This window comes from Stenotrophomonas sp. (assembly GCF_032103445.1).
Classification (GTDB): Bacteria; Pseudomonadota; Gammaproteobacteria; order Xanthomonadales; family Xanthomonadaceae; genus Stenotrophomonas.
Genome location: NZ_DAMDFR010000016.1, coordinates 1 through 22,468 on the forward strand (window position 1 = coordinate 1; position 22,468 = coordinate 22,468).

Annotated in this window: 17 protein-coding genes and 2 riboswitches; of the genes, 8 read left to right on the forward strand and 9 right to left on the reverse strand. The window is 65.9% G+C overall.

The genetic code is table 11. The features are described from left to right. Positions 1–1,798: primosomal protein N' (locus RT551_RS08130; protein ID WP_313457288.1), on the forward strand; the 1,798-nt coding region annotated here is incomplete at its 5' end. Between the two features lie 130 nt (positions 1,799–1,928). On the opposite strand, the gene RT551_RS08135 is transcribed toward RT551_RS08130, so the two are convergent. Both RT551_RS08135 and RT551_RS08140 read right to left on the reverse strand, forming a co-directional pair. Then, a complete protein-coding gene (locus tag RT551_RS08135) occupies positions 1,929–2,549 on the reverse strand; it encodes a glutathione S-transferase (RefSeq protein ID WP_311192735.1) in 621 nt (206 codons plus the stop codon). 25 nt (positions 2,550–2,574) lie between these two features. Continuing rightward, positions 2,575–3,336: an NYN domain-containing protein gene (locus RT551_RS08140; protein ID WP_313457294.1), complete on the reverse strand. Its 762-nt coding sequence runs from the start codon at positions 3,334–3,336 to the stop codon at positions 2,575–2,577. Between the two features lie 164 nt (positions 3,337–3,500). Between RT551_RS08140 and RT551_RS08145 the strand changes: the two genes are divergently transcribed. After that, positions 3,501–4,775, forward strand: a complete 1,275-nt coding sequence (locus RT551_RS08145; RefSeq protein ID WP_313457297.1) for an NAD(P)/FAD-dependent oxidoreductase — start codon at positions 3,501–3,503, stop codon at positions 4,773–4,775. 245 nt (positions 4,776–5,020) lie between these two features. Here the strand turns inward: RT551_RS08145 and RT551_RS08150 are convergent, their stop codons facing one another. The 4 genes from RT551_RS08150 to RT551_RS08165 form a co-directional block, all read right to left on the reverse strand. Further along, entirely contained in the window at positions 5,021–5,350 is a 330-nt protein-coding gene (locus RT551_RS08150) for a hypothetical protein (RefSeq protein ID WP_313457300.1), read from the reverse strand. 39 nt (positions 5,351–5,389) lie between these two features. Further along, positions 5,390–5,815, reverse strand: coding sequence for a nuclear transport factor 2 family protein (locus tag RT551_RS08155; protein ID WP_313457303.1), 426 nt, complete (start codon positions 5,813–5,815; stop codon positions 5,390–5,392). Between the two features lie 503 nt (positions 5,816–6,318). Further along, on the reverse strand, positions 6,319–6,720 hold the full coding sequence (locus RT551_RS08160; protein WP_313457306.1) for a DUF2750 domain-containing protein: 402 nt from the start codon (positions 6,718–6,720) through the stop codon (positions 6,319–6,321). A 46-nt stretch (positions 6,721–6,766) separates the two neighbouring features. Beyond that, positions 6,767–7,063, reverse strand: a complete 297-nt coding sequence (locus tag RT551_RS08165) for a GIY-YIG nuclease family protein (RefSeq protein ID WP_313457309.1) — start codon at positions 7,061–7,063, stop codon at positions 6,767–6,769. Between the two features lie 26 nt (positions 7,064–7,089). Then, positions 7,090–7,184, forward strand: a riboswitch (glycine riboswitch). Positions 7,185–7,192: 8 nt separating this feature from the next. Next, positions 7,193–7,283: riboswitch (glycine riboswitch) on the forward strand. A gap of 84 nt (positions 7,284–7,367) precedes the next feature. Here RT551_RS08165 and RT551_RS08170 point away from each other — a divergent pair. From RT551_RS08170 to RT551_RS08185, 4 genes are all read left to right on the forward strand, one after another. Continuing rightward, a complete protein-coding gene (locus RT551_RS08170; protein WP_313457312.1) occupies positions 7,368–7,985 on the forward strand; it encodes a trimeric intracellular cation channel family protein in 618 nt (205 codons plus the stop codon). A 199-nt stretch (positions 7,986–8,184) separates the two neighbouring features. Then, positions 8,185–9,333 carry an MdtA/MuxA family multidrug efflux RND transporter periplasmic adaptor subunit gene (locus RT551_RS08175; protein WP_313457314.1) on the forward strand — a complete coding sequence of 383 codons (1,149 nt, stop codon included), beginning with the start codon at positions 8,185–8,187 and terminating at the stop codon, positions 9,331–9,333. After that, a complete protein-coding gene (locus RT551_RS08180) occupies positions 9,330–12,434 on the forward strand; it encodes an MdtB/MuxB family multidrug efflux RND transporter permease subunit (protein ID WP_313457317.1) in 3,105 nt (1,034 codons plus the stop codon). The genes RT551_RS08175 and RT551_RS08180 overlap by 4 nt, the downstream gene beginning before the upstream one ends. Continuing rightward, on the forward strand, positions 12,431–15,496 hold the full coding sequence (locus RT551_RS08185; protein ID WP_313457319.1) for an efflux RND transporter permease subunit: 3,066 nt from the start codon (positions 12,431–12,433) through the stop codon (positions 15,494–15,496). The genes RT551_RS08180 and RT551_RS08185 overlap by 4 nt, the downstream gene beginning before the upstream one ends. Before the next feature lie 79 nt (positions 15,497–15,575). On the opposite strand, the gene aroG is transcribed toward RT551_RS08185, so the two are convergent. Beyond that, positions 15,576–16,649 (reverse strand): 3-deoxy-7-phosphoheptulonate synthase AroG, encoded by a 1,074-nt coding sequence (gene aroG / locus RT551_RS08190; RefSeq protein ID WP_313457321.1) that lies wholly within the window; start codon positions 16,647–16,649, stop codon positions 15,576–15,578. Between the two features lie 345 nt (positions 16,650–16,994). Here aroG and RT551_RS08195 point away from each other — a divergent pair, with 345 nt between their 5' ends. Next, positions 16,995–18,146: a serine hydrolase domain-containing protein gene (locus tag RT551_RS08195; protein ID WP_313457324.1), complete on the forward strand. Its 1,152-nt coding sequence runs from the start codon at positions 16,995–16,997 to the stop codon at positions 18,144–18,146. Between the two features lie 127 nt (positions 18,147–18,273). On the opposite strand, the gene groL is transcribed toward RT551_RS08195, so the two are convergent. Continuing rightward, positions 18,274–19,920: a chaperonin GroEL gene (gene groL, locus RT551_RS08200; protein WP_313457326.1), complete on the reverse strand. Its 1,647-nt coding sequence runs from the start codon at positions 19,918–19,920 to the stop codon at positions 18,274–18,276. A gap of 34 nt (positions 19,921–19,954) precedes the next feature. After that, positions 19,955–20,242 carry a co-chaperone GroES gene (locus RT551_RS08205; RefSeq protein WP_125359377.1) on the reverse strand — a complete coding sequence of 96 codons (288 nt, stop codon included), beginning with the start codon at positions 20,240–20,242 and terminating at the stop codon, positions 19,955–19,957. A 317-nt stretch (positions 20,243–20,559) separates the two neighbouring features. Between RT551_RS08205 and RT551_RS08210 the strand changes: the two genes are divergently transcribed. Then, positions 20,560–22,356 (forward strand): endonuclease, encoded by a 1,797-nt coding sequence (locus RT551_RS08210; protein ID WP_313457330.1) that lies wholly within the window; start codon positions 20,560–20,562, stop codon positions 22,354–22,356. Positions 22,357–22,468 lie beyond the last annotated feature (112 nt).

Consider the following 22,468-nt stretch of genomic DNA (forward strand, 5'->3'; position numbering starts at 1 on the left):
GCGCCAGCGCGCCGGCACCCGGCCGCAGCGCCTGTGCCAGTTGCTCGCCGACGCCGCCGCTCGGGGTACCGCGCTGGATGAGGACCAGCTGGACGATCTGATGGATGACTGGCGCAGCGCCGCGCGGTCGCTGGCCAAACGCGGCCTGGTCGAGCGCGTGGCACAGGTCCATGTCGCCCCGGTGCCGATGCTGGGCGCTGGACCGGTGCCCAATGCCGAGCAGGCCGATGCCGTCGCCGCGATTACCGGGAGCACCGGTTTTGGCACGTTCCTGCTGGACGGTGTCACCGGCAGTGGCAAGACCGAGGTCTACCTGCAGGCCATCGCCGCCTGCCTGGCGCGCGGGCGGCAGGCGCTGGTGCTGGTGCCGGAGATCGGGCTCACCCCTCAGACGCTGGCGCGCTTCCGCACCCGGCTGGGCATTCCCGTGCATGTGCTGCATTCGGGCCTGAATGACAACGAGCGCGCCCGGGTCTGGGCCGCGGCAACGCGCGGCGAGGCCCAGGTGATCGTCGGCACCCGCTCGGCGGTGTTCACCCCGCTGCCCAATGCCGGCCTGATCGTGGTCGACGAGGAGCACGACGGCAGCTACAAACAGCAGGATGGCATCCGTTACCACGCCCGCGATTTCGCCCTGGTGCGGGCCAAGGCACTGGACATCCCGGTGGTGCTCGGCAGCGCCACGCCGTCGCTGGAGTCGTTGCACAACGCACGCAGCGGTCGTTACGTACATCTGCGGCTGAAGCAACGCGCTGGCGAGGCGCGTCCGCCGCGTGTGCGCGTGCTCGACGTGCGCAAGCGTCCGCTGCGCGATGGCCTGTCGCCCGAAGTGCTGGAAGGTATTGCCGAGCATCTGCAGCGCGGCCACCAGGTGCTGGTGTTCAAGAACCGGCGTGGCTACGCACCGGTACTGCTGTGCCACGACTGTGGCTGGACCGCGCCGTGCCGGCGTTGCGACGCACCGATGACGGTCCACGCCGGTGGCCGGCGGCTGCAATGTCACCACTGCGGCGCGCGCCAGCCGGCACCGCTGGCCTGCCCGGATTGCGGCAGCCTGGCGTTGCAGCCGCAGGGCATCGGCACCGAGCGCCTGGAAGAACACCTGGTCGAGGCCTTCGCCGACTACCCGGTGATCCGGATCGATCGTGGCACCACGAACCGTCGCGATGCGCTGGAATCGCAACTGGCACGCCTTGGCGACCAGCCCGGCATTCTGGTCGGCACACAGATCCTCGCCAAAGGTCACGATCTGCCCAGGCTCACCCTGGTGGTGGTCGTGGGCATCGACGAAGGGCTGTTCTCGGCCGACTTCCGCGCCAGTGAGAAACTGGCCCAGCAATTGATCCAGGTCGCCGGCCGCGCCGGTCGCGCCACCGACCCTGGCGAGGTCTGGCTGCAGACCCACCACCCCGGGCACCCCTTGCTGGAAACGCTGGTACACGGCGGTTACCACGCCTTTGCCGATGCCGAACTGCAGCAGCGCGATGCCGCCGGCTTCCCGCCGTTCGCACACCTGGCCCTGCTGCGCGCGGAGGCGCAGCAGGTGGAGCATGCCAATGCCATGCTCACCGCCGTGCGCGGCTTGATCGCCGAAGATGCGCCGGTGGAGCGGTTCGGACCGATGCCCGCGCCGATGCCGCGCCGGGCGGGGTATCAGCGCACCCAGTTGTTGTTGTCCGCGCCCAAGCGGCAGCCATTGCACGCGGTGCTGGATGCGATGGTGCCGCGGATTCATGGGTTGCCGGAGGCGCGGAAGGTGCGGTGGTCGTTGGACGTCGACCCAACGGATCTTTATTGAGGCGATGCCTCAATAAAGATCCGTCCACGCATTCCACCTTAACCCCGCGCCTGTCGGCGCGCCCCCTTCAACAAGAAGGGGGCTCTCCTCAGGACAGTGCACGTAGAGCCGGGCTCTGCCCGGCTGCCTTTCAGGTCAACGGCGTCATCACCGCTTTCACGTACGCCGGCCGCTGCTGCAACCGCTCGTACCACGCTTCCAGATGCGGCAGGTGCGGGCGTTGGATCGGCAGGTTGAACCACGCATAGACCAGCGCGCCCAGCGGAATGTCGCCCATGCCGAACTGCTCGCCCGACAACCACGGCTGCGTGGCCAGCGTGGCATCGGCCATGGCCAGGTAATCACCGGCCTTGACCACGGCGGCATTGATGCGGGTTTCATCGCGGTCGGCGGGCGCAGTGCGCATGATCCCCCAGATGAGCTCGCTGTACAGCGGAGCCATGCGCGAGGTACTCCAGTCCATCCACTTCTCGCACTGGGCCCGCGCCATCACGTCTTCCGGATACAGCGTACCCAGCGCGTAACGGGCGCTCAGGTAGCGCACGATGGTGTTGGACTCCCACAACGGCAGGCCGTGGTCCTCGATCACCGGCACCAGTCCGTTCGGGTTCATCGCCACGTACTCCGGCGTCTGCGTGCCGCCAAAGCTGCCGCCCACTTCAATGGACTCGTACGGCACGCCGATTTCCTCAGCACACCACAGCACCTTGCGCACGTTGCTGGAATTGCGCCGGCCCCAGATCTTCAGCATGTTGTTCTTCCTGGTGGGAGTGCGCCTATTTTGCCGGTTTCGGCGTGCCTTTTTTCGGCAGCGCACGCACATAGGTCGACTTGCCGTCCTTCTTCATCTCGAACAGGCCAATCGCCGCCAGCAGCTCGCTGAGCTTGCCGTAACCATAGTTGCGCGAATCAAACGACGCCTGGTTGCCGATCTGGCTGCCCACCGGCCCCAGATGCGACCAGCCGTCTTCGGCCTCGGCCGACGCCACCGCGCGCCTCAGCATCTGCACCAGACGGGTGTCGCTGCGCAGCTCCGCGCCGCTCTTGCGGGGGCGGGTTTCCTCGTTGTCCTGCTCCACTTCGGGGTCGATGGCATGACCCTGGCCCAGCGCTTCCAGATACGTGAACTTCGAGCAGGCGTTGACGAACGGCTCCGGCGTTTTCTTCTCGCCAAAACCATAGACCTTGACCCCGTCGGTCAGCAGGCGCATCACCAGCGGAGTGAAATCGGCATCGCTGGATACGATTGCAAAGCCGTCCAGGTTGCGGGCGTAGAGCATGTCCATGGCGTCGATCACCATGGCCATGTCCGACGCATTCTTGCCCCGGCTGTAGGCAAACTGCTGGATCGGGCGGATAGCGTACTCGTGGAGCACGGATTCCCAACCTTTCAGGCGGGGGCTCTTCCAGTTGCCATAGGCACGCCGCACATTGGCCACGCCATAGCGCGCGACCTCGGCCAGTACCACGTCGATCTTGGACGAAGGCGCGTTGTCGGCATCGATCAACAGGGCGATGCGCTTTTCCGGTTCGGTCATCGGAGCACTCCATCAATGGAACACGGGGCCGCCGGCAAGCGCGACGGATGCTGAATCCAGTATCGGCCATGCACGTGAAGTTTGCGCGTCGCATGCGACCATCTGTCGCGACGACAACGTTTCCACCGGGACCGGAGCGCCGGCCCCATCCAAGGAGCAAGTGCATGACCCGCGACCCCGTGCCCCATCTGGTCATCATCGGCGGCGGCTTTGCCGGCCTGTGGGCCACCCGCGCGCTGGCCGGAAGCCGTATCCGCATCACCCTGGTGGACCGCCGCAACCACCACCTGTTCCAGCCGCTGCTGTACCAGGTGGCCACTGCCGGCTTGTCGGCCCCGGATATCGCCGCACCGCTGCGCCACATCCTGGGCCACCAGCGCAACGTGGAAGTGCGCCTGGGCGAAGTGACCTCGATCGACAAGCAGGCCCGGGACATCACCCTGGCCGACGGCAGCCAGATCCCCTACGACACCCTGCTGCTGTGCACCGGGGCCACCCATGCTTACTTCGGCCACGACGAATGGGCGGCCGATGCGCCCGGCCTGAAGACGCTGGATGACGCCATCGCGCTGCGCCGCACGCTGCTGCTGGCATTCGAGCGCGCCGAGGCTGAGCCTGACCCGGCGCGCAAGGCCGCGTGGCTGAGCTTTGCCGTGGTCGGTGGTGGGCCGACCGGCGTTGAACTGGCCGGCACCCTGGCCGAGATCGCCCGCCACACCCTGCGCAACGAATTCCGGCATATCGACCCCGCCAGCGCCAAAGTGCGGCTGGTGGAAGCCGGCCCACGCGTACTGTCCAGCTTCCCCGAGGTGCTGTCGCTGAAGGCGCGTCGGCAGCTGGAGAAGCTGGGCGTGGAAGTGCTCACCGGCACCCCGGTCAGTGACATCAATGGCGAAGGCTTCCAGTTGGGCGAGCAGTTCATCCCCGCCCGCACCGTGGTGTGGGCCGCCGGCGTGGCCGCCTCGCCGCTGGCGCGCACCTTGGACGTGCCGCTGGACCGGGCTGGTCGCGTGCCGGTGCAGCCTGATCTGACCTTGGCCGGTCATCCGGAAATCTTTGTCGCGGGGGATCTGGCAGCCCTGAGCCAGGCCGATGGCAAGCCGGTGCCCGGCGTGGCCCCGGCCGCCAAACAGATGGGCAAGCATGTCGCCAGCACAATCCGCGCGCGGCTGGAAGGTAAAGCCGCACCGGGGCCGTTCAAGTATGCGGACTACGGCAACCTTGCCACCATCGGTCGCATGGCCGCCATCGTGCACCTGGGCAAGCTGCAGCTGTCCGGCGTGCTGGCCTGGTGGTTCTGGCTGGCCGCACACGTGTTCTTCCTGATCGGTTTCCGCAACCGCATCGTGGTGCTGCTCAACTGGGCGGTGGCGTACTGGAGCTACCAGCGCAGCGCGCGGATCATTTTTGGTGATGATCAGCAGGATCGGCGGCCATGACGCGGAGCGCACCCTGCTTTCTGATCGTTGATCGTTGATCGTTGATCGTTGATCGTTGATCGTCGCTTGTCGCTTGTCGCTTGTCGCTTGTCGGTAGCGTCGGTCGACAGACGACGGCCGATAACTTTCGATCAGCTCTTTGACGCATGGAGTTCAACGGAGAAATGTCTCCGTTTTCTGGTCATGCGTCCCCGGGCGTTGCCCGCCTATCGGCGGTCGTCTATCGACCGACCCTACCCCTGCGGTCAGACCGCTTCCGAATCGTCGTTGCCTTGGGCAAGGTGCACATCCCAGGTGCACAGGTAGTCCGGATCGGTCACGGTGAAATCGATTGAGCGCAGCGTGTAGTCGCCGGGCTCGGCCACCTTGTAGTGATCCAGGTGCGGCGGCAGGAACAGTTCCTCGCCGTCGATCAGGCTGGCCAGCACCACGCCTTCCTCGTCGTTGATCCGCACTATTTCGCCGGCGTATTGTCGCTGCTCCAGCGCGTTTCCTTCCGCATCCAGATAGGTGATGCCGGCGAGGACGATCTTGCCGAGCATGGTGTTGGCTTTTTCTTGATCGAGGGGGCTCATGGGAGATCCGGTTCTCTGCGAGACACGCATGGCGTGTCACTACGGTTTGGGGTACCAGAGGGCGTTGACGATGATCCAGCGCTGGTCGAAGCGGCCCATGTGGAAGGAGTCGACGAACCAAGGCGTTTCGAGGCGCACCGAGGCGGTGTTACCGGTGACGTCCAGCACCCGGCAGGTGCGGTTCCAGTCCGCCTTCGGAGTTTTCAGCGCACCCTGCCTGGTCAACGCCACCAGCTCATCCTTGGACATGCGGCGCAGGCCAAGACGCTCGTCCGGCATGTCACCGAGCACAGCGCGCTTGGCCAGGTCCGGATGCAGCGAACGAGCAACCCGCGCCGGATCCGCTTCCAGCTGACCGTCCACGTAGTCCAGACAGGTCGCCTCGATAGCGGCCACGGTGGCGGGATCTGCCACCGGCGCGGCGGCGGCCGGAGTCAACGCAAGCAGCAAGGAAAGCGTGGACATCTCTTCCTCCATTGGCGGCGCAAGGTTTCAAGCCGATCTTCGCATGTCGGTGGGTGTCATCGGACACTTCGCGGAGAGCGGCATGCCCCTCCAAGTCGCGCGGTATCGGTGATCTGCTGTGGCGTCCAATGCTGGACGATCCAGGCGTGCAGGGCGGCGCTCTGGAAATGCCATCGCAGATTGCCGGTCCGCGGTAACTGGGAGAGATGGCGTCGCGCTACCCATGAGGCCTCCTCATGCCCAGGCGCATGGGTGACGCTCCCGGTTTCAGATACCCGGACCCTGAACGCATCAATCACACGCATACGCGTGACGATCTGGTTCCGGCAGCTGACGGCGGGCCCAGCGCCTGCATGCACAGGCGTTGGGCGACCCTCGACCATGCCCAGTGCTACGACATACCCCAGCACCGGGATGCCAGCCACGAACGCCCCCAGTAGCAGCATGGCAACGAGCGCTTTCGAGAGGGCGGTCATGGGCAGCCTCCTGCTGCACCAGCGCGATTATTCCAATCGATCCAGTTCATCCTGGATATCATCCTTGAGTGTCATGGGTTGTACGACTGGGCCGCGCCCATCCACCCCGGGCAGTACACAGACCAGTCGCTCATCGCCGGCAAGACCCGGCAACCAGCGTTCCATGAAGGCCTCCAGCGGAATCGGCGTGGGTTCGGTGTCAGCCCATTGCTCAACGGCCGCCCGTTGCGCGAATGCCTCGAACGGCCAGAACAGCGCGACCTGCTGCCCGTCGTCCTTCGCGGCCAGCACCCAGCCGTCTGCGTTGCGCAGACCCCACACCTGCTCCCAGTCGGCAACGCGCTTGATGAAATAGCCGTACCGCGTCTCGGCATCCGTCGCCAGCACCGCGTCAATCTCGCCGGTACCGAATCGATATCCCGTTTCCATGGCGTCTGTCCCTGTTCTGCCGCGTTCCGATTGTGATGGTGCGGCGCTAGACCAGCAATACCGGCTCCACCGCCAGCAACCAGGCCAGTTTGCGCGCCCGCGGCTGGCGCTTGAGCTGCCATTCGGCCTTCGAGGCCGCTGCCCGGTCCGGGTAGGCGCGGCTGGCCAGCAGCTTTACCGGCGGGTTGGCGCGGGTATAGCGCGCGCCCTTCCCCGCCAGATGGGCCTGGAAGCGGGCGTCCACGTCGTTGCTGATGCCGGCGTAATAACTGCCGTTGCGGCATTCCAGCAGGTACACGTACCAAGGGGCGGGTTCAGCAACCATGGGGGGATTATCGGGCATCGGCCGCCCGCTGGCTGCTAGAATCGCCCCCGGATGCAGGAGAGAGGTGCCACGCTGGCACCCGCCGAAGGCGCAGGCTCCCATAATCGCTCAGGCCGGTGGCTCGATCCGCCACCAACCATGCATCCAGCACGCCGATCTGGAGAGAGGTCTTCACTGACCCGCCGAAGGGGCACGTGGCCTGGCCACCGAACTCTCAGGCAAAAGGACAGCGGGAGCGGCAACCGACGTTGAACCCCACCTGTGCCCGCGCATGGGCGGGGCGCGCGTTCGTGTTCCTGCCTGCCGTACCGGAGCCTCCCCCATGCTGCTCTCCATCATCTATCTCATCGCCATTTCCGCCGAAGCCATGACCGGCGCGCTGTCGGCCGGCCGACGCCGCATGGACCTGTTCGGTGTGATCATCATCGCCTGCGTCACCGCGCTGGGCGGTGGCTCGTTGCGCGACATCGTGCTCGGGCATTACCCGCTGGGCTGGGTGAAGCATCCGGAGTACCTGGGCTTCACCATCTGTGCGGCGCTGATCGCGACCTGGCTGGCGCGCTGGATGCACCACTTCCGGCGCACGTTCCTGGTGCTGGACGGGCTGGGGCTGGTGGCGTTCACGCTGATTGGCTGTGCGGTGGCGCGTGAAGCCGGCCATGCCGCGCCGATCGTGTTGATTGCGGGCATGCTGACCGGCGCGTTTGGCGGCGTGCTGCGCGACGTGCTGTGCAACGAGGTGCCGCTGATTTTCCAGAAGGAACTGTATGCGGTGGTGACGTTGCTGACCGGTGCGGCGTATCTGGGGTTGCTGGAACTGGGGGTGTCGTTGAATGCCGCTACGTTGTGGTGTCTGGGCGGCGGGTTTGCATTCCGGCTGCTGGCGATTCATTACCGGTGGGAGATGCCGAAGTTCGTGTACCGGGATGAGGTGCATTGACCCATCGCCCATGACCATTGTCATGTGAGACATAAGCGGGCCATCTGTATCATGGGTGGCCCGTTCTTCTGAACGGCATCCAGCCAATGGCCGTGGCCTGCCCCCGGTCTGCCAGACACCCTCCCCCGTTGCTCCGATCTGCCGCTTGCGGCCGGTCCCCATGGACGCACTGCTCTGCCCGAGGGTGCGCAGGATGCGTATGTCTTCACCTCGCCTGACCAAGTCCCTGCTGATCGCCGCCGCTGTCGGCCTTGCTGCCGTTGCCGGCTGGAAACTGCTTGCGCCGGGTAGCGCCGCGCCGACCGAACGGCCGCCACAGGCGACCCCGGTGCGGGTCGCCACGGCGAGCCAGGAAGACCTGGTGGTGCGGCTGAAAGCCCTTGGCACGGTCACCCCGTTGAATACGGTCAGCCTGCGTAGCCGCGTGGATGGGGAACTGCTGCGGCTGGCCTTCACCGAGGGCCAGCACGTCAATGCCGGCGACCTGATCGCCGAAATCGACCCGCGCCCGTTCCAGGTGCAGCTGGCGCGTGCGCTGGGCACCCAGCAGCAGAACCTGGCCGAGCTGGACAATGCGCGCAGCCAGCTCAAGCGCTTCGAGGAACTGCAGCGGCAGAGTTTCGTCTCCGCGCAGGATCTGAACGACCAGCGCAGCAAGGTGCGCCAGCTGGAAGGCCGCCGCCAGACCGACCAGGCCGCCGTGGATGAAGCCCGCCTGCAGCTGCAGTACACCCGCATCACCGCACCGGTGGCCGGGCGCATGGGCCTGCGCAATGTGGACGTGGGCAACCTGGTCCGCAGTGGCGACACCGATGCGCTGGCCACCATCACCCAGACCACGCCGATCAGCGTGCTGTTCACTGTTCCCGAGCCGGATCTGCCGGCAGTGGTCAGCGCCGCGCGCGCCAACCCGCAGCTCACCGTGGAAGCCTGGGACCGTGAGGAGCGCCAGGCGCTGGGCAACGGTGTGCTGTCCAGCCTCGACAACCGCATCGATACCGCCACCGGTACGCTGAAGCTGCGCGCGCAGTTCGCCAATGCCGACGAGGCGCTGTTCCCGAACCAGTTCGTCAACGTGCGCCTGCAGGTCAGCAGCGCCGACAGCGTGGTCATTCCCAATGCCGCCGTGCAGTTCGGCAGCAAGGGCAGCTACGTGTATGTGATCGCGCCGGACAACACCTCGCACCTGCGCAACGTGGTGCTTGGCCCTGCAGACGGTGAGCGCGTGGCGGTGCGCGAAGGGTTGAAGGCGGGCGAGAACGTAGTCGTTGAAGGCATCGACGGCCTGCGCGACGGTGCCCCAGTGTTGATCGTGACCGAGGCGGACAGCGCGCGGAAAGGCGCATGAACCTCTCCCGCCCGTTCATTGAGCGCCCGGTAGCGACCACGCTGCTGATGGTGGCACTGCTGCTGTCCGGCGTATTGGCGTATCGGCTGCTGCCGGTGGCCGCCCTGCCGCAGGTGGACTACCCGATCATCCAGGTCACCACGCTGTATCCCGGTGCCAGCCCGGGCGTGACCACCAGTGCAGTGACCGCGCCGCTGGAGCGACAGCTGGGGCAGATTCCCGGACTGAAGCAGATGTCGTCCACCAGCTCTGGTGGCGCATCGGTGATCACCCTGCAGTTCACCCTGGACGTGGCGCTGGGCGTGGCCGAACAGGAAGTGCAGGCGGCGATCAACGCCGCCGACAGTTTCCTGCCTGACGACCTGCCGGTGCCGCCGGTGTACCGCAAGGTCAATCCCGCCGACACCCCGATTCTCACCCTGGCAGTGACCTCGCAGAGCCTGGCCCTGCCGCAGGTGTATGACCTGGTCGACACGCGTATGGCGCAGCGGCTGTCGCAGCTGCCGGGGGTGGGCCTGGTCAGCCTGGCCGGTGGGCAGCGTCCAGCGGTGCGCATCCAGGTCAACCCGACCGCCTTGGCGGCCAACGGGCTGAGCATGGGCCACATCCGCGACGCGATCGGTGCGGCCAATGTCAACCTGCCCAAGGGCAGCTTCGATGGTCCCACCCGCGCCATCATGCTCGATGCCAACGACCAGATGCGCTCGGTACAGGAGTACCAGCAGCTGATCCTGGCCTACCGCGATGGCGCGCCGCTGCGCCTGGGCGACGTGGCCACGGTGGAAGACGGAGCCGAGAATCGTCAGCTCGCAGCATGGTCCGGCACCACGCCGGCGGTGCTGATCAACATCCAGCGCCAGCCCGGCGCGAACGTGATCGCGGTGGTGGACCGTGTGCGCACGCTGCTGCCACAGCTGCAGGCGTCGCTGCCCAAGGGCGTGGACGTGGTGGTGCTGAGCGACCGCACCGAGTCGATCCGCGCCTCCATCCGCGGCGTGCAGCACGAACTGGTGATCGCCATCGCCCTGGTGGTGATGGTCACCTTCGTGTTCCTGCGCAACATTCCGGCCACGATCATTCCCAGCATTGCCGTGCCGTTATCGCTGGTGGGTACCTTCGGGGTGATGCTGCTGGCCGGTTTCTCGCTCAACAACCTGACCCTGATGGCGCTGACCATCGCCACCGGCTTCGTGGTCGACGACGCCATCGTGATGCTGGAGAACATCGCGCGTCATCTGGAGCGCGGTGAGACGCCGCGCCAGGCGGCGCTGAAGGGAGCGAAGCAGATCGGCTTCACGTTGATCTCGCTGACCCTGTCGCTGATCGCGGTGCTGATCCCGCTGCTGTTCATGGCCGATGTGGTCGGAAAGCTGTTCCATGAATTTGCGATCACCCTGGCAGTGGCGATCGGCATCTCGCTGCTGGTGTCACTGACCCTCACCCCGATGATGTGCGCGCGTCTGCTCAAGGCCGGTCATGCCACCCGCCGCGATCCGGACGGGCAGGAATCGGCCCAGCAGGGTGACCCGTTCGACCGCGTGGTGTCGATGTACGACCGCCAGCTGCACTGGGCGCTGCAGCGTCAGCCGCTGATGCTCGGTGCCACCGTGGCCACCCTGCTGCTGACCGCGCTGCTGTACCTGTGGGTGCCGAAGGGCTTCTTCCCGGTGCAGGATGCCGGGCTGATCCAGGGCATCAGCGAGGCACCGCAGTCGATCTCGTTCCAAGCCATGGCCCAGCGCCAGCAGGCACTGGCCGATGCGCTGCTGCAGGACGACGACGTCGCCAGCCTGTCCTCCTACATTGGCGTGGATGCGAGCAATGCCACGCTCAACAGTGGCCGCCTGCTGATCGAGCTGAAGCCGCACGCACAGCGCGACGCCGGCGCAGCGGCCATCATCGAGCGCCTGCAGCAGCGGGTGGCGCAGGTGCCGGGCATCCGCCTGTACCTGCAGCCGGTGCAGGAGCTGGGCATCGAAGACCGGATCAGCCGCACCCAGTATCAGTTCACGCTGACCAGCCCCGACAACGCCGAGCTGGTGCAGTGGACGCCCAAGCTGCTGGCGCACCTGCAACAGCAGGCCGCCCTGAAGGACGTTGCCAGCGATCTGCAGGATCGCGGTCTGCAGGCCCACGTGGTGATCGACCGGGTTGCGGCGGCTCGGCTGGGCATCAGCGTGGATGCGGTGGCCGACGCGCTGTACGACGCGTTCGGGCAGCGCCAGATCTCCACCATCTTCACCCAGGCCAACCAATACCGGGTGGTGCTGGAAGCGCGACCGGATGCCGCGTTCGGGCCGGATGCGATCGAGCGCATCCATGTGGCCGGTGTCGATGGCCGACCGGTACCGCTGAGTGGCATCGCCCGCATCGAACAGCGCCCGGCGCATCTGCTGATCAATCACGTCGGGCAGTTCCCGGCGGTGACGTTCTCGTTCAACCTCGCGCCCGACGCCTCGCTGGGCGAAGCGGTGGCCAGCATCGAGGGCGCACGCAATGCCATCGGCCTGCCGGCCAGCGTGGAGCTGCGCCTGCAGGGTGCCGCCGATGCCTTCCGCGCGTCGCTGTCGAGCACGCTGTGGCTGGTCCTGGCGGCAGTGGTGGTGATGTACCTGGTGCTGGGCGTGCTGTATGAGAGCTTCATCCATCCCATCACCATTCTGTCCACCCTGCCCTCGGCCACCGTCGGCGCACTGCTGGCGCTGCTGCTGAGCGGGCGCAGCCTGGACCTGATCGCGGTGATCGGCATCGTGCTGCTGATTGGGCTGGTGAAGAAGAACGCGATCATGATGATCGACTTCGCGCTGGAAGCCGAACGCGAGCACGGCCTCGCCCCGCGTCAGGCGATTCACCAGGCCGCGCTGCTGCGCTTCCGCCCGATCCTGATGACCACGCTGGCGGCGCTGTTCGGCGCAATTCCGTTGATGTTCGCCAGCGGCTCCGGCGCGGAGCTGCGTCAGCCGCTGGGTCTGGTGATGGTGGGTGGCCTGATTGTGAGCCAGGTGTTGACCTTGTTCACCACGCCGGTGATCTACCTGTTCTTCGACCGCTTCCGCCGCCGCGAAGCGTCTGTTGAAGCTACGGTCGAGGCCAACGCGTGAGTCCGCTGTCGCGGGTGATCGGCTGGTTCGTGCGGCACCCGGTGGCGACCACGCTGCTGGCGGTGGCGGTGGTGCTGGCCGGGCTGCTGGGTCTGCGCCTGCTGCCGGTGGCTCCGCTGCCGCAGGTGGACTACCCGGCGATCAATGTGCGCGCCAGCCTGCCGGGGGCCAGCCCGGAGTCGATGGCGGCCAACGTGGCCACCCCGCTGGAGCGTGCGCTGGGCACCCTGCCCGGGCTGACTAGGATCGATTCGGCCAGCACCCAGGGTTCCACCCAGGTCGAGCTGCAGTTCGAGCTGGGCGTTGATGTGGACAGCGCCGCACGCGAAGTGCAGGCCGCGATCAACGCGTCGCGTGCGCAACTGCCCAGCGGCATGCCGGGCATGCCTCAGTACCACAAGGTCAACCCTTCTCAGGCACCGATCCTGGCCCTGGCGCTTAGCTCGGACAGCCTCTCGCCGGGTCAGGTGTACGACGTGGCCTCGACGGTGATCGCGCAGAAGCTGGCGCAGATTCCGGGCGTGGGCGAGGTCCAGGTGGGTGGCAGCTCACTGCCGGCGGTGCGGGTGTCACTGGACCCGAATGCGCTGAACCAGTACCGCATCGCGCTGGATGATGTTGCTGCCGCGATCCGCAATGCCAACGCGCTCAAGCCGCTGGGCAGCGTGGCCAGCGGATCGCAACAGTGGCAGCTGGATGCCACCCTGCAGCTGCGCACCGCCGCCGAGTACCGCGACCTCATCGTAGCCCTGCGTGACGGGCGTCCGGTGTTCCTGCGCGATGTGGCCACGGTTGGCGAAGGCGTGGAGGATCGTTACGCCAGCGGCTTCCACAACGAACGTCCGGCAGTATTGGTGATTGTCAGCCGTCAGCCCGACGCCAACATCATCGAAACGGTGGACGCCATCACCGCGCAGATGGACACCTTGCAGGCGCTTCTGCCGGCCAGCGTGGACATGCACCTGGTGATGGACCGATCTCCCGTGATCCGCGCCACCCTGCGCGAAGCCGAACTCACTCTGGTGCTGGCGATCGCGCTGGTGGTGCTGGTGGTACTCGGCTTCCTCGGGCACTGGCGCGCGGCGCTGATCCCCAGCGCGGCGATTCCTGTCTCGCTGCTTGGCGCATTGGCGGTGATCGCGCTGCTGGGCTTTTCGCTCAATACGCTGTCGCTGATGGCGCTGATCGTGGCCGCGGTGCTGGTGGTGGATGACGCCATCGTGGTGCTGGAGAACATTGCCCGGCACCGCGAGCTGGGGGCATCGCCCATGCAGGCGGCGCTGAAGGGTGCCGGCGAGGTGGGGGCGACGCTGCTGTCGATGAACATCGCGCTGGCGGTGGTGTTCGTGTCGATCCTGTTCCTGGATGACTTCGTCGAGCGCCTGTTCCGTGAGTTCTCGCTGACCCTGGTCGCGGCCATGGGCGTGTCGCTGCTGGTGTCACTGAGCCTCACCCCGATGCTGTGCGCCCGACTGCTGGGTGCGCCGCGCAGCGGGCCGGGCAACCGGCTGCAGCGCGCCGGCACGGCACTTTTCGAGCGCCTGCGCGATGCCTACATGCACGGCCTCGCCCGCATGCTGCGTTGGCTGGCGGTGCCGCTGCTGCTGTTCGTCGCCGTGATCGGTCTGAACGTATGGTTGTTCCAGCAGGTGCCCAAGGGCATCGTGCCCAAGCAGGACACCGCCCAGCTGCGCGGCTTCGCCCGCGGCGACGATGGCCTCAGCTTCCAGGTCATGCAGCCCAAGATCGATGCCTATCGCAAGCTGCTGCTGGCCGATCCGGCGATCAGCGACATCATTGGCTATGTCGGTGGTCGCAACGGGGTCAACAACGCCTTCATCATGATCAAGATGAAGCCGCTGTCCGAGCGCCGCGTCTCCAGCCAGCAGGTGATCGACCGGCTGCGCGCCAACCTGCCGAAGATTCCCGGCGGCGGGCTGTTTCTGTGGGTGGACCAGGACATCAAGCTGGAAGGCGGCGGCGACAGCGGACAGTACGAGTTCCAGCTGCTGTCGGCCGACCTCGAACCGCTGCGTGAGTGGGCACCGAAGGTGAGCGAGGCGCTGCGCGCCCTGCCGGAACTGGTGGATGTGGAATCGCAGGGCGACCAGGGCATGCGCCAGGTGGTGCTGGACATCGACCGTGACGCCGCCGCGCGGCTGGGGGTGGACATGCGCATGATCGCCTCGGTGCTCAACAACGCCTTCAGCCAGCGCCAGGTGGCCACGCTGTACGACACGCTCAACCAGTACCGGGTGGTGATGGAACTGGACCCGCGTTACACCCAGGACCCGACCACGCTGGAGCAGATTCATGTGATCGGCAAGGACGGCCAGCGCCTGCCGCTGTCAGCCGTGGCGAGTTGGCGCTATGGGATGGCACCGGATCGGATCTATCACAGCCAGCAATTCGCCTCGATCTGGATCGAGTTCGCGCTGGCTCCCGGGGTCAGCCTGGACCAGGCGGTGCAGGCGATTGACCGTGCCATGGCCGGGATCATGCTGCCCACGCATGTGCAGGCACGACTGAGTGGCGAAGCCGGCGGGCTGGAGCAGCTGCGCAGCCGTCAGCTGTGGCTGGTGCTCGGCGCGATGCTGGCGGTGTATCTGGTGCTGGGCATTCTGTATGAAAGCGCGGTGCTGCCGCTGGCGATTCTGTCGACGCTGCCTTCGGCAGGTGTTGGCGCGCTGTTGGCACTGATGGCGTTCGGCAACGAGTTGAATCTGATCTCGCTGCTCGGCCTGTTCCTGCTGGTCGGGGTGGTGATGAAGAACACCATCCTGATCATCGACTTCGCGCTGTCGGCCGAGCGTGGCCGGGGGTTGTCGCCATATGACGCGGTGCTGGAAGCGGCGCGACTGCGCTTCCGTCCGATTCTGATGACCAGCGTGGCGGCGCTGCTGGGTTGCCTGCCGCTGATGCTGGCAACGGGCGAGGGCTGGGAGATGCGCCAGCCGCTGGGCATCGCGATCGTCGGCGGGCTGCTGGTCAGCCAGTGGCTGACCTTGTACACCACGCCGGCGATCTATCTGGCGTTGGCGAAGTTGCGTCGGCCGACGTGAACGGCAGCGGGGCAGAGCCCCGCTCTATATGGCCGATACATGTAGTGACGGGCCATGCCCGGCAATACGCGATGACCCATCACGCCGCCTCGCTCAACCGCGCCGCACGCCGCGCCCGCACCGCCTGCGCCAGCGACTCCAGCACTTCCACCGAAGCATCCCAGCCGATGCAGCCATCGGTGATGCTCTGCCCGTACACCAGCGGCTGCCCTTCCACCAGATCCTGGCGGCCGGCGACCAGATGGCTCTCCACCATCACGCCCACAATGCGCTGCTCACCGGCGGCCAGCTGCGCATTGATGTCGGCAATCACCTTCGGCTGGTTTTCCGGGTTCTTGCTGCTGTTGGCGTGGCTGGCATCGATCATCAAGCGTGCCGGCAGCTTGGCTTTGCCCAGCACCTGGCTGGCCGCCTCCACGTTCTCTGCATCGTAATTGGGCACCTTGCCGCCACGCAGAATCACATGGCAGTCCGGATTGCCGGCGGTGGCCACGATGGCGGTGTCGCCCTGCTTGGTCACCGACAGGAAGTGGTGCGGGTTGGATGCCGCGCCCACCGCATCAGCGGCGATCTTGATGTTGCCGTCGGTGCCGTTCTTGAAACCGACCGGGCAGGACAACCCCGAGGCCAGCTCACGATGCACCTGGCTTTCGGTGGTGCGCGCACCAATCGCCCCCCAGGCCACGAGGTCGGCGATGTACTGCGGCGAGATCACGTCCAGGAATTCCACGCCGGCGGGCAAACCGAGCTTGTTGATGTCGCGCAGCAGGCCGCGCGCAATGCGCAGGCCCTTGTTGATCTGGAAGCTGCCGTCCAGGTCCGGATCATTGATCAGCCCCTTCCAGCCCACCGTGGTGCGCGGCTTCTCGAAGTACACGCGCATGACGATTTCCAGATCATCGGCGTACGCGTCGCGCAGCGGCTTCAGGCGCTGCGCGTACTCGATGGCGGCCACCGGGTCGTGGATCGAGCACGGACCGATCACCACGGCCAGGCGGTCGTCACGACCGTGCAGGATCTCGTGCAGGCGGGCGCGCGAGGCGCTGACCGTGTCGGACGCTTCGTCATCGCAGGGCAGCATGGACAGCAGCTGCGCCGGCGGCGTCAAAGGTTCGATTTTGCGGATGCGAAGGTCGTCGGTGTGCGGGGGCATGGGGGGTGTCTCCTGGAAGGTGAGGGTCCCCAGCGCGGCGGCAACAAAAAAGCCGCCAGGTGCGCTGGCGGCTTTCGGGAATGCGTCTGAAGTTTCTTCAGGGTGAGCGCAGTCCTTCCTCCGCCAGTGGCTTCGGAAAGTAATACCAAAAGTAAAAGCTGGCGCGGGCTGCGTTCATTGGAGGCTATTGATAGCACAGGGTTTCGGGGCTGCCAACTGTTACATCCGCAACTGCAGCACGCCGTTCACCCACGCCCGCGGCCGGGCGGCAGAATGACTTCCGGCGCTGGATTACCGGAACCCGGCCCCTCAGGATGCGCTGAAACCCCGCCAGGAGTGCCGTGCATGCGCCCGTTCGTCCTGCTGCTTTCGCTGTTGCTGCCCGGCCCGCTGCTGGCCGCTGATGCCCTTCCTTCTGCTGCAGCCGTTGATGCGGAGATGCAGCGACTGATGCGCGCAACCCACGCCGAAGGCCTCGCGCTCGCGATCATCGATGACGGACAGGTGGTGCAGGTGCACGCACTGGGCAAGCGTAATGCGGCCGGCGAGCCGCTGACCCCCGACACGGTGATGTATGCCGCGTCGCTGACCAAGGCGGCATTTGCTTACATGGTGTTGCAGCTGGTCGACGAAGGCGTGATTGATCTGGATCGCCCGATTGCGGGGTATCTGGATCATCCGCTGCCGGACTATCCGGATGAGAAGAAGTACGCGCCATGGTCTACGCTGAAGGGTGACCCGCGCTGGCAGCAGCTCACCGCGCGCATGCTGCTCAGCCATCGTAGTGGTTTTTCCAACTTCGCCTTCCTGGAGCCGGAAGGAAAGCTGCGCATTCACTTTGATCCTGGCACGCGCTACGCCTATTCCGGCGAAGGGCTGATCCTGCTGCAGTTCGTACTGGAGCGCGGTCTGGGCCTTGATGTCGGTGCGGAGATGCAGCGCCGGGTATTTGACCGCCTTGGCATGACCCGCACCAGCATGATGTGGCGGGAGGACTTCGCCGGCAATCTGGCCGATGGGTGGACGTTGGAAGGAACGACTGAGCCGCATGACGAGCGCAGCCGCGTGCGTGCGGCCGGGTCGATGGATACCACGCCGAATGACATCGCGCGGTTGGCGGCCGGGCTGGTGCGTGGCGACGGACTCTCGCCGACCTCACGCAGGGAAATGCTTCGCGCGCAGTGGCCGATTACCACCGCGTCGCAGTTCCCAACGCTGCAGGACGAACTTCCGCCGGAACAGCGCCGCAGGGACCTGGCCGCTGGTCTGGGTGTGGTGGTGTTCGACGGTCCGCAGGGGCATGGGTTCTACAAGGGCGGCCACGATGATGCAGTGGGCAACACCATGGCGTGCATCGAACGCAGGCAGCGCTGCGTGGTGATTCTGGGTAACGATGTACGCGCGGAGGCCGCGTTTCCGGCGTTGGTGCGCTTGGTGCTTGGGGAAACCGGGGTACCGTGGAACTGGGAGTACGGAAACAGGGCCTTCGTCCGGTAATGCATGGGCCGGCCAACGGCCGGCGCTACCAGCGGCACCTGCGCGTTGTAGCGCGCGACAAAAGAAAAACCCCGCCATTGGCGGGGTTCTTCAATGCATCACGACAGGTGTCGCGGGTGCGTGGACCTTAGAAGTCCATGCCGCCCATGCCACCCATGCCGCCCATGCCACCGCCGCCCAGGGCCGGCTCGTCCTTCTTCGGGGACTCAGCGACCATGGCTTCGGTGGTGATCATCAGGCCAGCGATCGAAGCAGCGTTCTGCAGCGCCGAACGGGTCACCTTGGTCGGGTCCAGGATGCCGAACTGCAGCATGTCGCCGAACTCGCCGGTGGCGGCGTTGTAGCCGAAGCTGCCCTTGCCTTCCTTGACCTTGTTGACGATCACGGAGGGCTCTTCGCCGGCATTGGCGACGATTTCGCGCAGCGGGGCTTCCATCGCGCGCAGGGCGATCTGGATGCCGTGGTTCTGGTCTTCGTTGTTGCCCTTCAGGCCGGCCAGGGCGCTGACGGCACGCACCAGGGCCACACCGCCGCCCGGCACCACGCCTTCTTCAACGGCTGCACGGGTCGCGTGCAGGGCGTCGTCGACGCGGTCCTTCTTTTCCTTCATTTCGATTTCGGTCGACGCACCGACCTTGATCACGGCCACGCCGCCGGCCAGCTTGGCCACGCGTTCCTGCAGCTTTTCGCGGTCGTAGTCCGAAGAGGTGTCTTCGATCTGGGTCTTGATGCGGGCCACGCGTGCTTCCACGGCAGCCTTGTCACCCAGACCATCGACGATGGTGGTGTTTTCCTTGGAAACCTGCACCTTCTTGGCGCGGCCCAGGTCGTTGATGGTGGCCTTCTCAAGCGACAGGCCCACTTCTTCGGAGATCACCACGCCGCCGGTCAGCACGGCCATGTCTTCCAGCATCGCCTTGCGACGGTCGCCGAAGCCCGGAGCCTTCACGGCCACAACCTTGACGATGCCACGGATGGTGTTGACCACCAGGGTGGCCAGCGCTTCGCCTTCGACTTCTTCAGCGACGATCAGCAGCGGCTTGCCGGCCTTGGCGACGCCTTCCAGCACCGGCAGCAGGTCGCGCACGCTGGAGATCTTCTTGTCGTACAGCAGGATGAACGGGTCATCCAGGTCGGCGGTCTGCGACTGCTGGTTGTTGATGAAGTACGGCGACAGGTAGCCGCGGTCGAACTGCATGCCCTTGACCACGTCCAGCTCGTTTTCCAGACCCGAGCCTTCTTCAACGGTGATCACGCCTTCCTTGCCGACTTCCTTCATGGCTTCGGCAATGATGTTGCCGATCGACTCGTCGGAGTTGGCCGAGATGGTGCCGACCTGGGCAATCGCCTTGTCGTCAGCGGTCGGCTGGGAAATGCTCTTCAGCTCGGCAACGGCGGCCACAACGGCCTTGTCGATACCGCGCTTGAGGTCCATCGGGTTCATGCCAGCGGCCACGGCCTTGGCACCTTCGCGGATCAGGGCCTGGGCCAGCACGGTGGCGGTGGTGGTGCCGTCGCCGGCATCGTCGTTGGTGCGCGACGCGACTTCCTTCACCATCTGCGCGCCCATGTTCTCGAACTTGTCAGCCAGTTCGATTTCCTTGGCGACGGAGACGCCGTCCTTGGTGATGGTCGGAGCGCCGAAGCTCTTTTCCAGCACGACGTTGCGGCCCTTCGGGCCCAGGGTGGCCTTGACGGCATTGGCAAGCACGTTGACGCCGCGCACCATGCGCGAGCGAGCGTCTTCACCGAAACGAATATCTTTGGCAGCCATTGCGATTACCTTCTATGTGTATTTGGAAACGGGATCAGCCGATGACGGCCAGCACGTCGTCTTCGCGCAGCACCTTGTATTCGATGCCGTCGGCCTTGTAGGTGCTGCCGGCGTACTGGCCGTAGATCACCTTGTCGCCCACCTTCAGGGCCGGCGCGCGCACGCTGCCGTTGTCCAGCGGCTTGCCCGGGCCCACGGCCACGACTTCACCCTTGGTGGACTTTTCCTTGGCCGAATCCGGGATCACGATGCCACCGGCCGAAATTTCGTCGGCTTCGATCGGCTTGACCACGACGCGGTCGTGAAGCGGCTTGATGCTCATGAGTGACCTCTTAAGTTATTGATTGGTCTGAAAAAGTCTGGCGATGTTAGCACTCGCCCCAGGCGACTGCCAGCACCGCTCGCAAAAAAGCCCGGCGATCCGGGACAGGGCAGAGATGGTGCTGTCCCCCACCCTTTCAAGGGTCGATTACGAACTTTTTTGCCGCAAGCAGGCCGATCCGGCGCGTTCGGCGGCACTCCGATCAAATAAACCGCCAATTTCTTGACGCAGGTCGCACTGTGTAGTGCCGATTGCGACATTCCGTCATCTGGATTGGCTAGATTCGCCCGGCACAACCCAATCACAAGGAGTGGTAGATGAGGTTACCGAGCCCGCTTTACCTGGCCTGCCTGCTGGCCCTGACCGCCGCAGGCACCGCCCACGCCGACGTATTCATCAACGAACTGCATTACGACGACAGCACCCCCGCCGGGGACGTCGGCGAAGCCATCGAGGTGGTCGCCACCGGCGGCGAGGACCTCAGCACCTACCGGCTGTACCTGTACAACGGCAGCACCCCGTCGGCGGCGACCGTCTACGCCAACAATCCGGTGCCGGCCGGTGCCACTGCCAGCTGCGGCAGCGCCCGCATCGCCACGGTGACCTACCCCACCAACGGCCTCCAGAACGGCTCCAACGACGGCATCGCCCTGGTCGACGCCAGCGGCACCGTGGTTCAGTTCATCAGCTACGAAGGCACCATCACCGCATCCGGCGGTCCGGCTGCCGGCCTGACCAGCCAGAACATTCCGGTCAGCGAAAGCAACAGCACCGCCCCCGGCACCTCGCTGCAGCTCACCGGCAGCGGCAGCCAGTACAGCCATTTCACCTGGGCTCCCTCGGCCGCGCAGACCTTCGGGGCGTGCAACAACGGCCAGACCTTCAGCGGCAGCGGTGGCGGCACCGGTCCGAACACCCCGCCCTCGGTGAAAACGACGACGCCGGAACAAGGTTCGACCAGCTTCCCGGCCGCCGCCGACCTGGTGGTGACCTTCAGCGAATCGGTCACCCTCAGCAGCGGTGCGTTCACGCTGAGCTGCGGCACCTCCGGCACGGTGCCGCTCAGCCACGCCAGCAGCGGCACCACCTTCACCGTGTCCACCAACACCGCGCTGGAAGCGGGCGAAGCCTGCCGCTTCGACATCCGTGCGGCCCGCATCAAGGACGCGCAGGGTGCCCGCCCGGCCGCAGACACCCGCATCGCTTTCAATGTCGCCAGCGGCGGTGGCGGTGGCGACCCGGGCCCCGATCCGGATCCGGGCAGCTACTACTCGAAGGTGAACACCTCCAGCCCGAGCCAGCTGCGCTGCTCGCTGCACGAAACCATCAAGGGGCATACCGCGTACCCGTACAGCGGTTCGGGCACCAGCACCTGGACCATCCTGGAGATCGCCGACGAGGACCCGAACAACAGCGGCAAGATCCTCGACGTGTACCGCAACCGCAGCTACACCAAGGTCAGTGACCGCGCGGGCACCGGCAGCGGGCTCACCTACAACCGCGAGCACACCTGGCCGAACTCGCTGGGCTTTGCCAGCACCACCGGCGACAAGGGCCTGCCGTATGCGCCCTATACCGACACCCATATGCTGTACCTGAGTGATGCGCAGTGGAACGCGGACCGCGGCAACAAGCCGTTCGCCAAGTGCGACGCCAACTGCGGCGAGCGCGCCACCGAGAACAACAACGGTCAGGGCGGTGGCAGTGGCGGATACCCGGGCAACTCCAACTGGGTGCGCACGCCTGATGGCAACACCGGCACCTTCGAGGTGTGGGGCCAGCGCAAGGGCGACATGGCACGTGCTGTTATGTACATGGCCATTCGCTATGAGGGCGGCAAGGATGCAGCCACCGGGCAGAGCGAGCCGGACCTGGAGCTGACCGACGACCGCAGCAAGATCGTCAAGACCTCGTCCTCGCCGGCCTACATGGGCCTGCTGTCGACGCTGATCGACTGGCACCTGGCAGACCCGCCGACGGCCGCCGAAAAGGCCCGAAATGAAGTGATCTTCAGCTTCCAGGGCAATCGCAACCCGTTCATCGACCATCCTGAATGGGCGACGCCCGCGTTGTTTACCTCGGCCAAGCCGGCGAGCTGTCAGTTGGCTGAGTGAGGTGTGACGTGGTGCCGGAGCCTGATCTGGTGCCATGATTTTCCCGGGCAGCCGGGCAAGCCCGGCTCTACGGGCATGCGTGATACCGGTCGGTCGCGTTGGGGCCGACCGG

What these genes read in the sequence shown, in the direction of transcription:
- RT551_RS08155 (WP_313457303.1), bottom strand. Translation starts at nt 5,815, where the DNA reads ATGTCCACGCTTTCCTTGCTGCTTGCGTTGACTCCGGCCGCCGCCGCG.
- RT551_RS08170 (WP_313457312.1), top strand. Translation starts at nt 7,368, where the DNA reads ATGCTGCTCTCCATCATCTATCTCATCGCCATTTCCGCCGAAGCCATG.
- aroG (WP_313457321.1), bottom strand. Translation starts at nt 16,649, where the DNA reads ATGCCCCCGCACACCGACGACCTTCGCATCCGCAAAATCGAACCTTTG.
- RT551_RS08145 (WP_313457297.1), top strand. Translation starts at nt 3,501, where the DNA reads ATGACCCGCGACCCCGTGCCCCATCTGGTCATCATCGGCGGCGGCTTT.
- RT551_RS08205 (WP_125359377.1), bottom strand. Translation starts at nt 20,242, where the DNA reads ATGAGCATCAAGCCGCTTCACGACCGCGTCGTGGTCAAGCCGATCGAA.
- groL (WP_313457326.1), bottom strand. Translation starts at nt 19,920, where the DNA reads ATGGCTGCCAAAGATATTCGTTTCGGTGAAGACGCTCGCTCGCGCATG.
- RT551_RS08160 (WP_313457306.1), bottom strand. Translation starts at nt 6,720, where the DNA reads ATGGAAACGGGATATCGATTCGGTACCGGCGAGATTGACGCGGTGCTG.
- RT551_RS08150 (WP_313457300.1), bottom strand. Translation starts at nt 5,350, where the DNA reads ATGAGCCCCCTCGATCAAGAAAAAGCCAACACCATGCTCGGCAAGATC.
- RT551_RS08140 (WP_313457294.1), bottom strand. Translation starts at nt 3,336, where the DNA reads ATGACCGAACCGGAAAAGCGCATCGCCCTGTTGATCGATGCCGACAAC.
- RT551_RS08180 (WP_313457317.1), top strand. Translation starts at nt 9,330, where the DNA reads ATGAACCTCTCCCGCCCGTTCATTGAGCGCCCGGTAGCGACCACGCTG.
- RT551_RS08195 (WP_313457324.1), top strand. Translation starts at nt 16,995, where the DNA reads ATGCGCCCGTTCGTCCTGCTGCTTTCGCTGTTGCTGCCCGGCCCGCTG.
- RT551_RS08210 (WP_313457330.1), top strand. Translation starts at nt 20,560, where the DNA reads ATGAGGTTACCGAGCCCGCTTTACCTGGCCTGCCTGCTGGCCCTGACC.
- RT551_RS08135 (WP_311192735.1), bottom strand. Translation starts at nt 2,549, where the DNA reads ATGCTGAAGATCTGGGGCCGGCGCAATTCCAGCAACGTGCGCAAGGTG.
- RT551_RS08165 (WP_313457309.1), bottom strand. Translation starts at nt 7,063, where the DNA reads ATGCCCGATAATCCCCCCATGGTTGCTGAACCCGCCCCTTGGTACGTG.
- RT551_RS08175 (WP_313457314.1), top strand. Translation starts at nt 8,185, where the DNA reads ATGTCTTCACCTCGCCTGACCAAGTCCCTGCTGATCGCCGCCGCTGTC.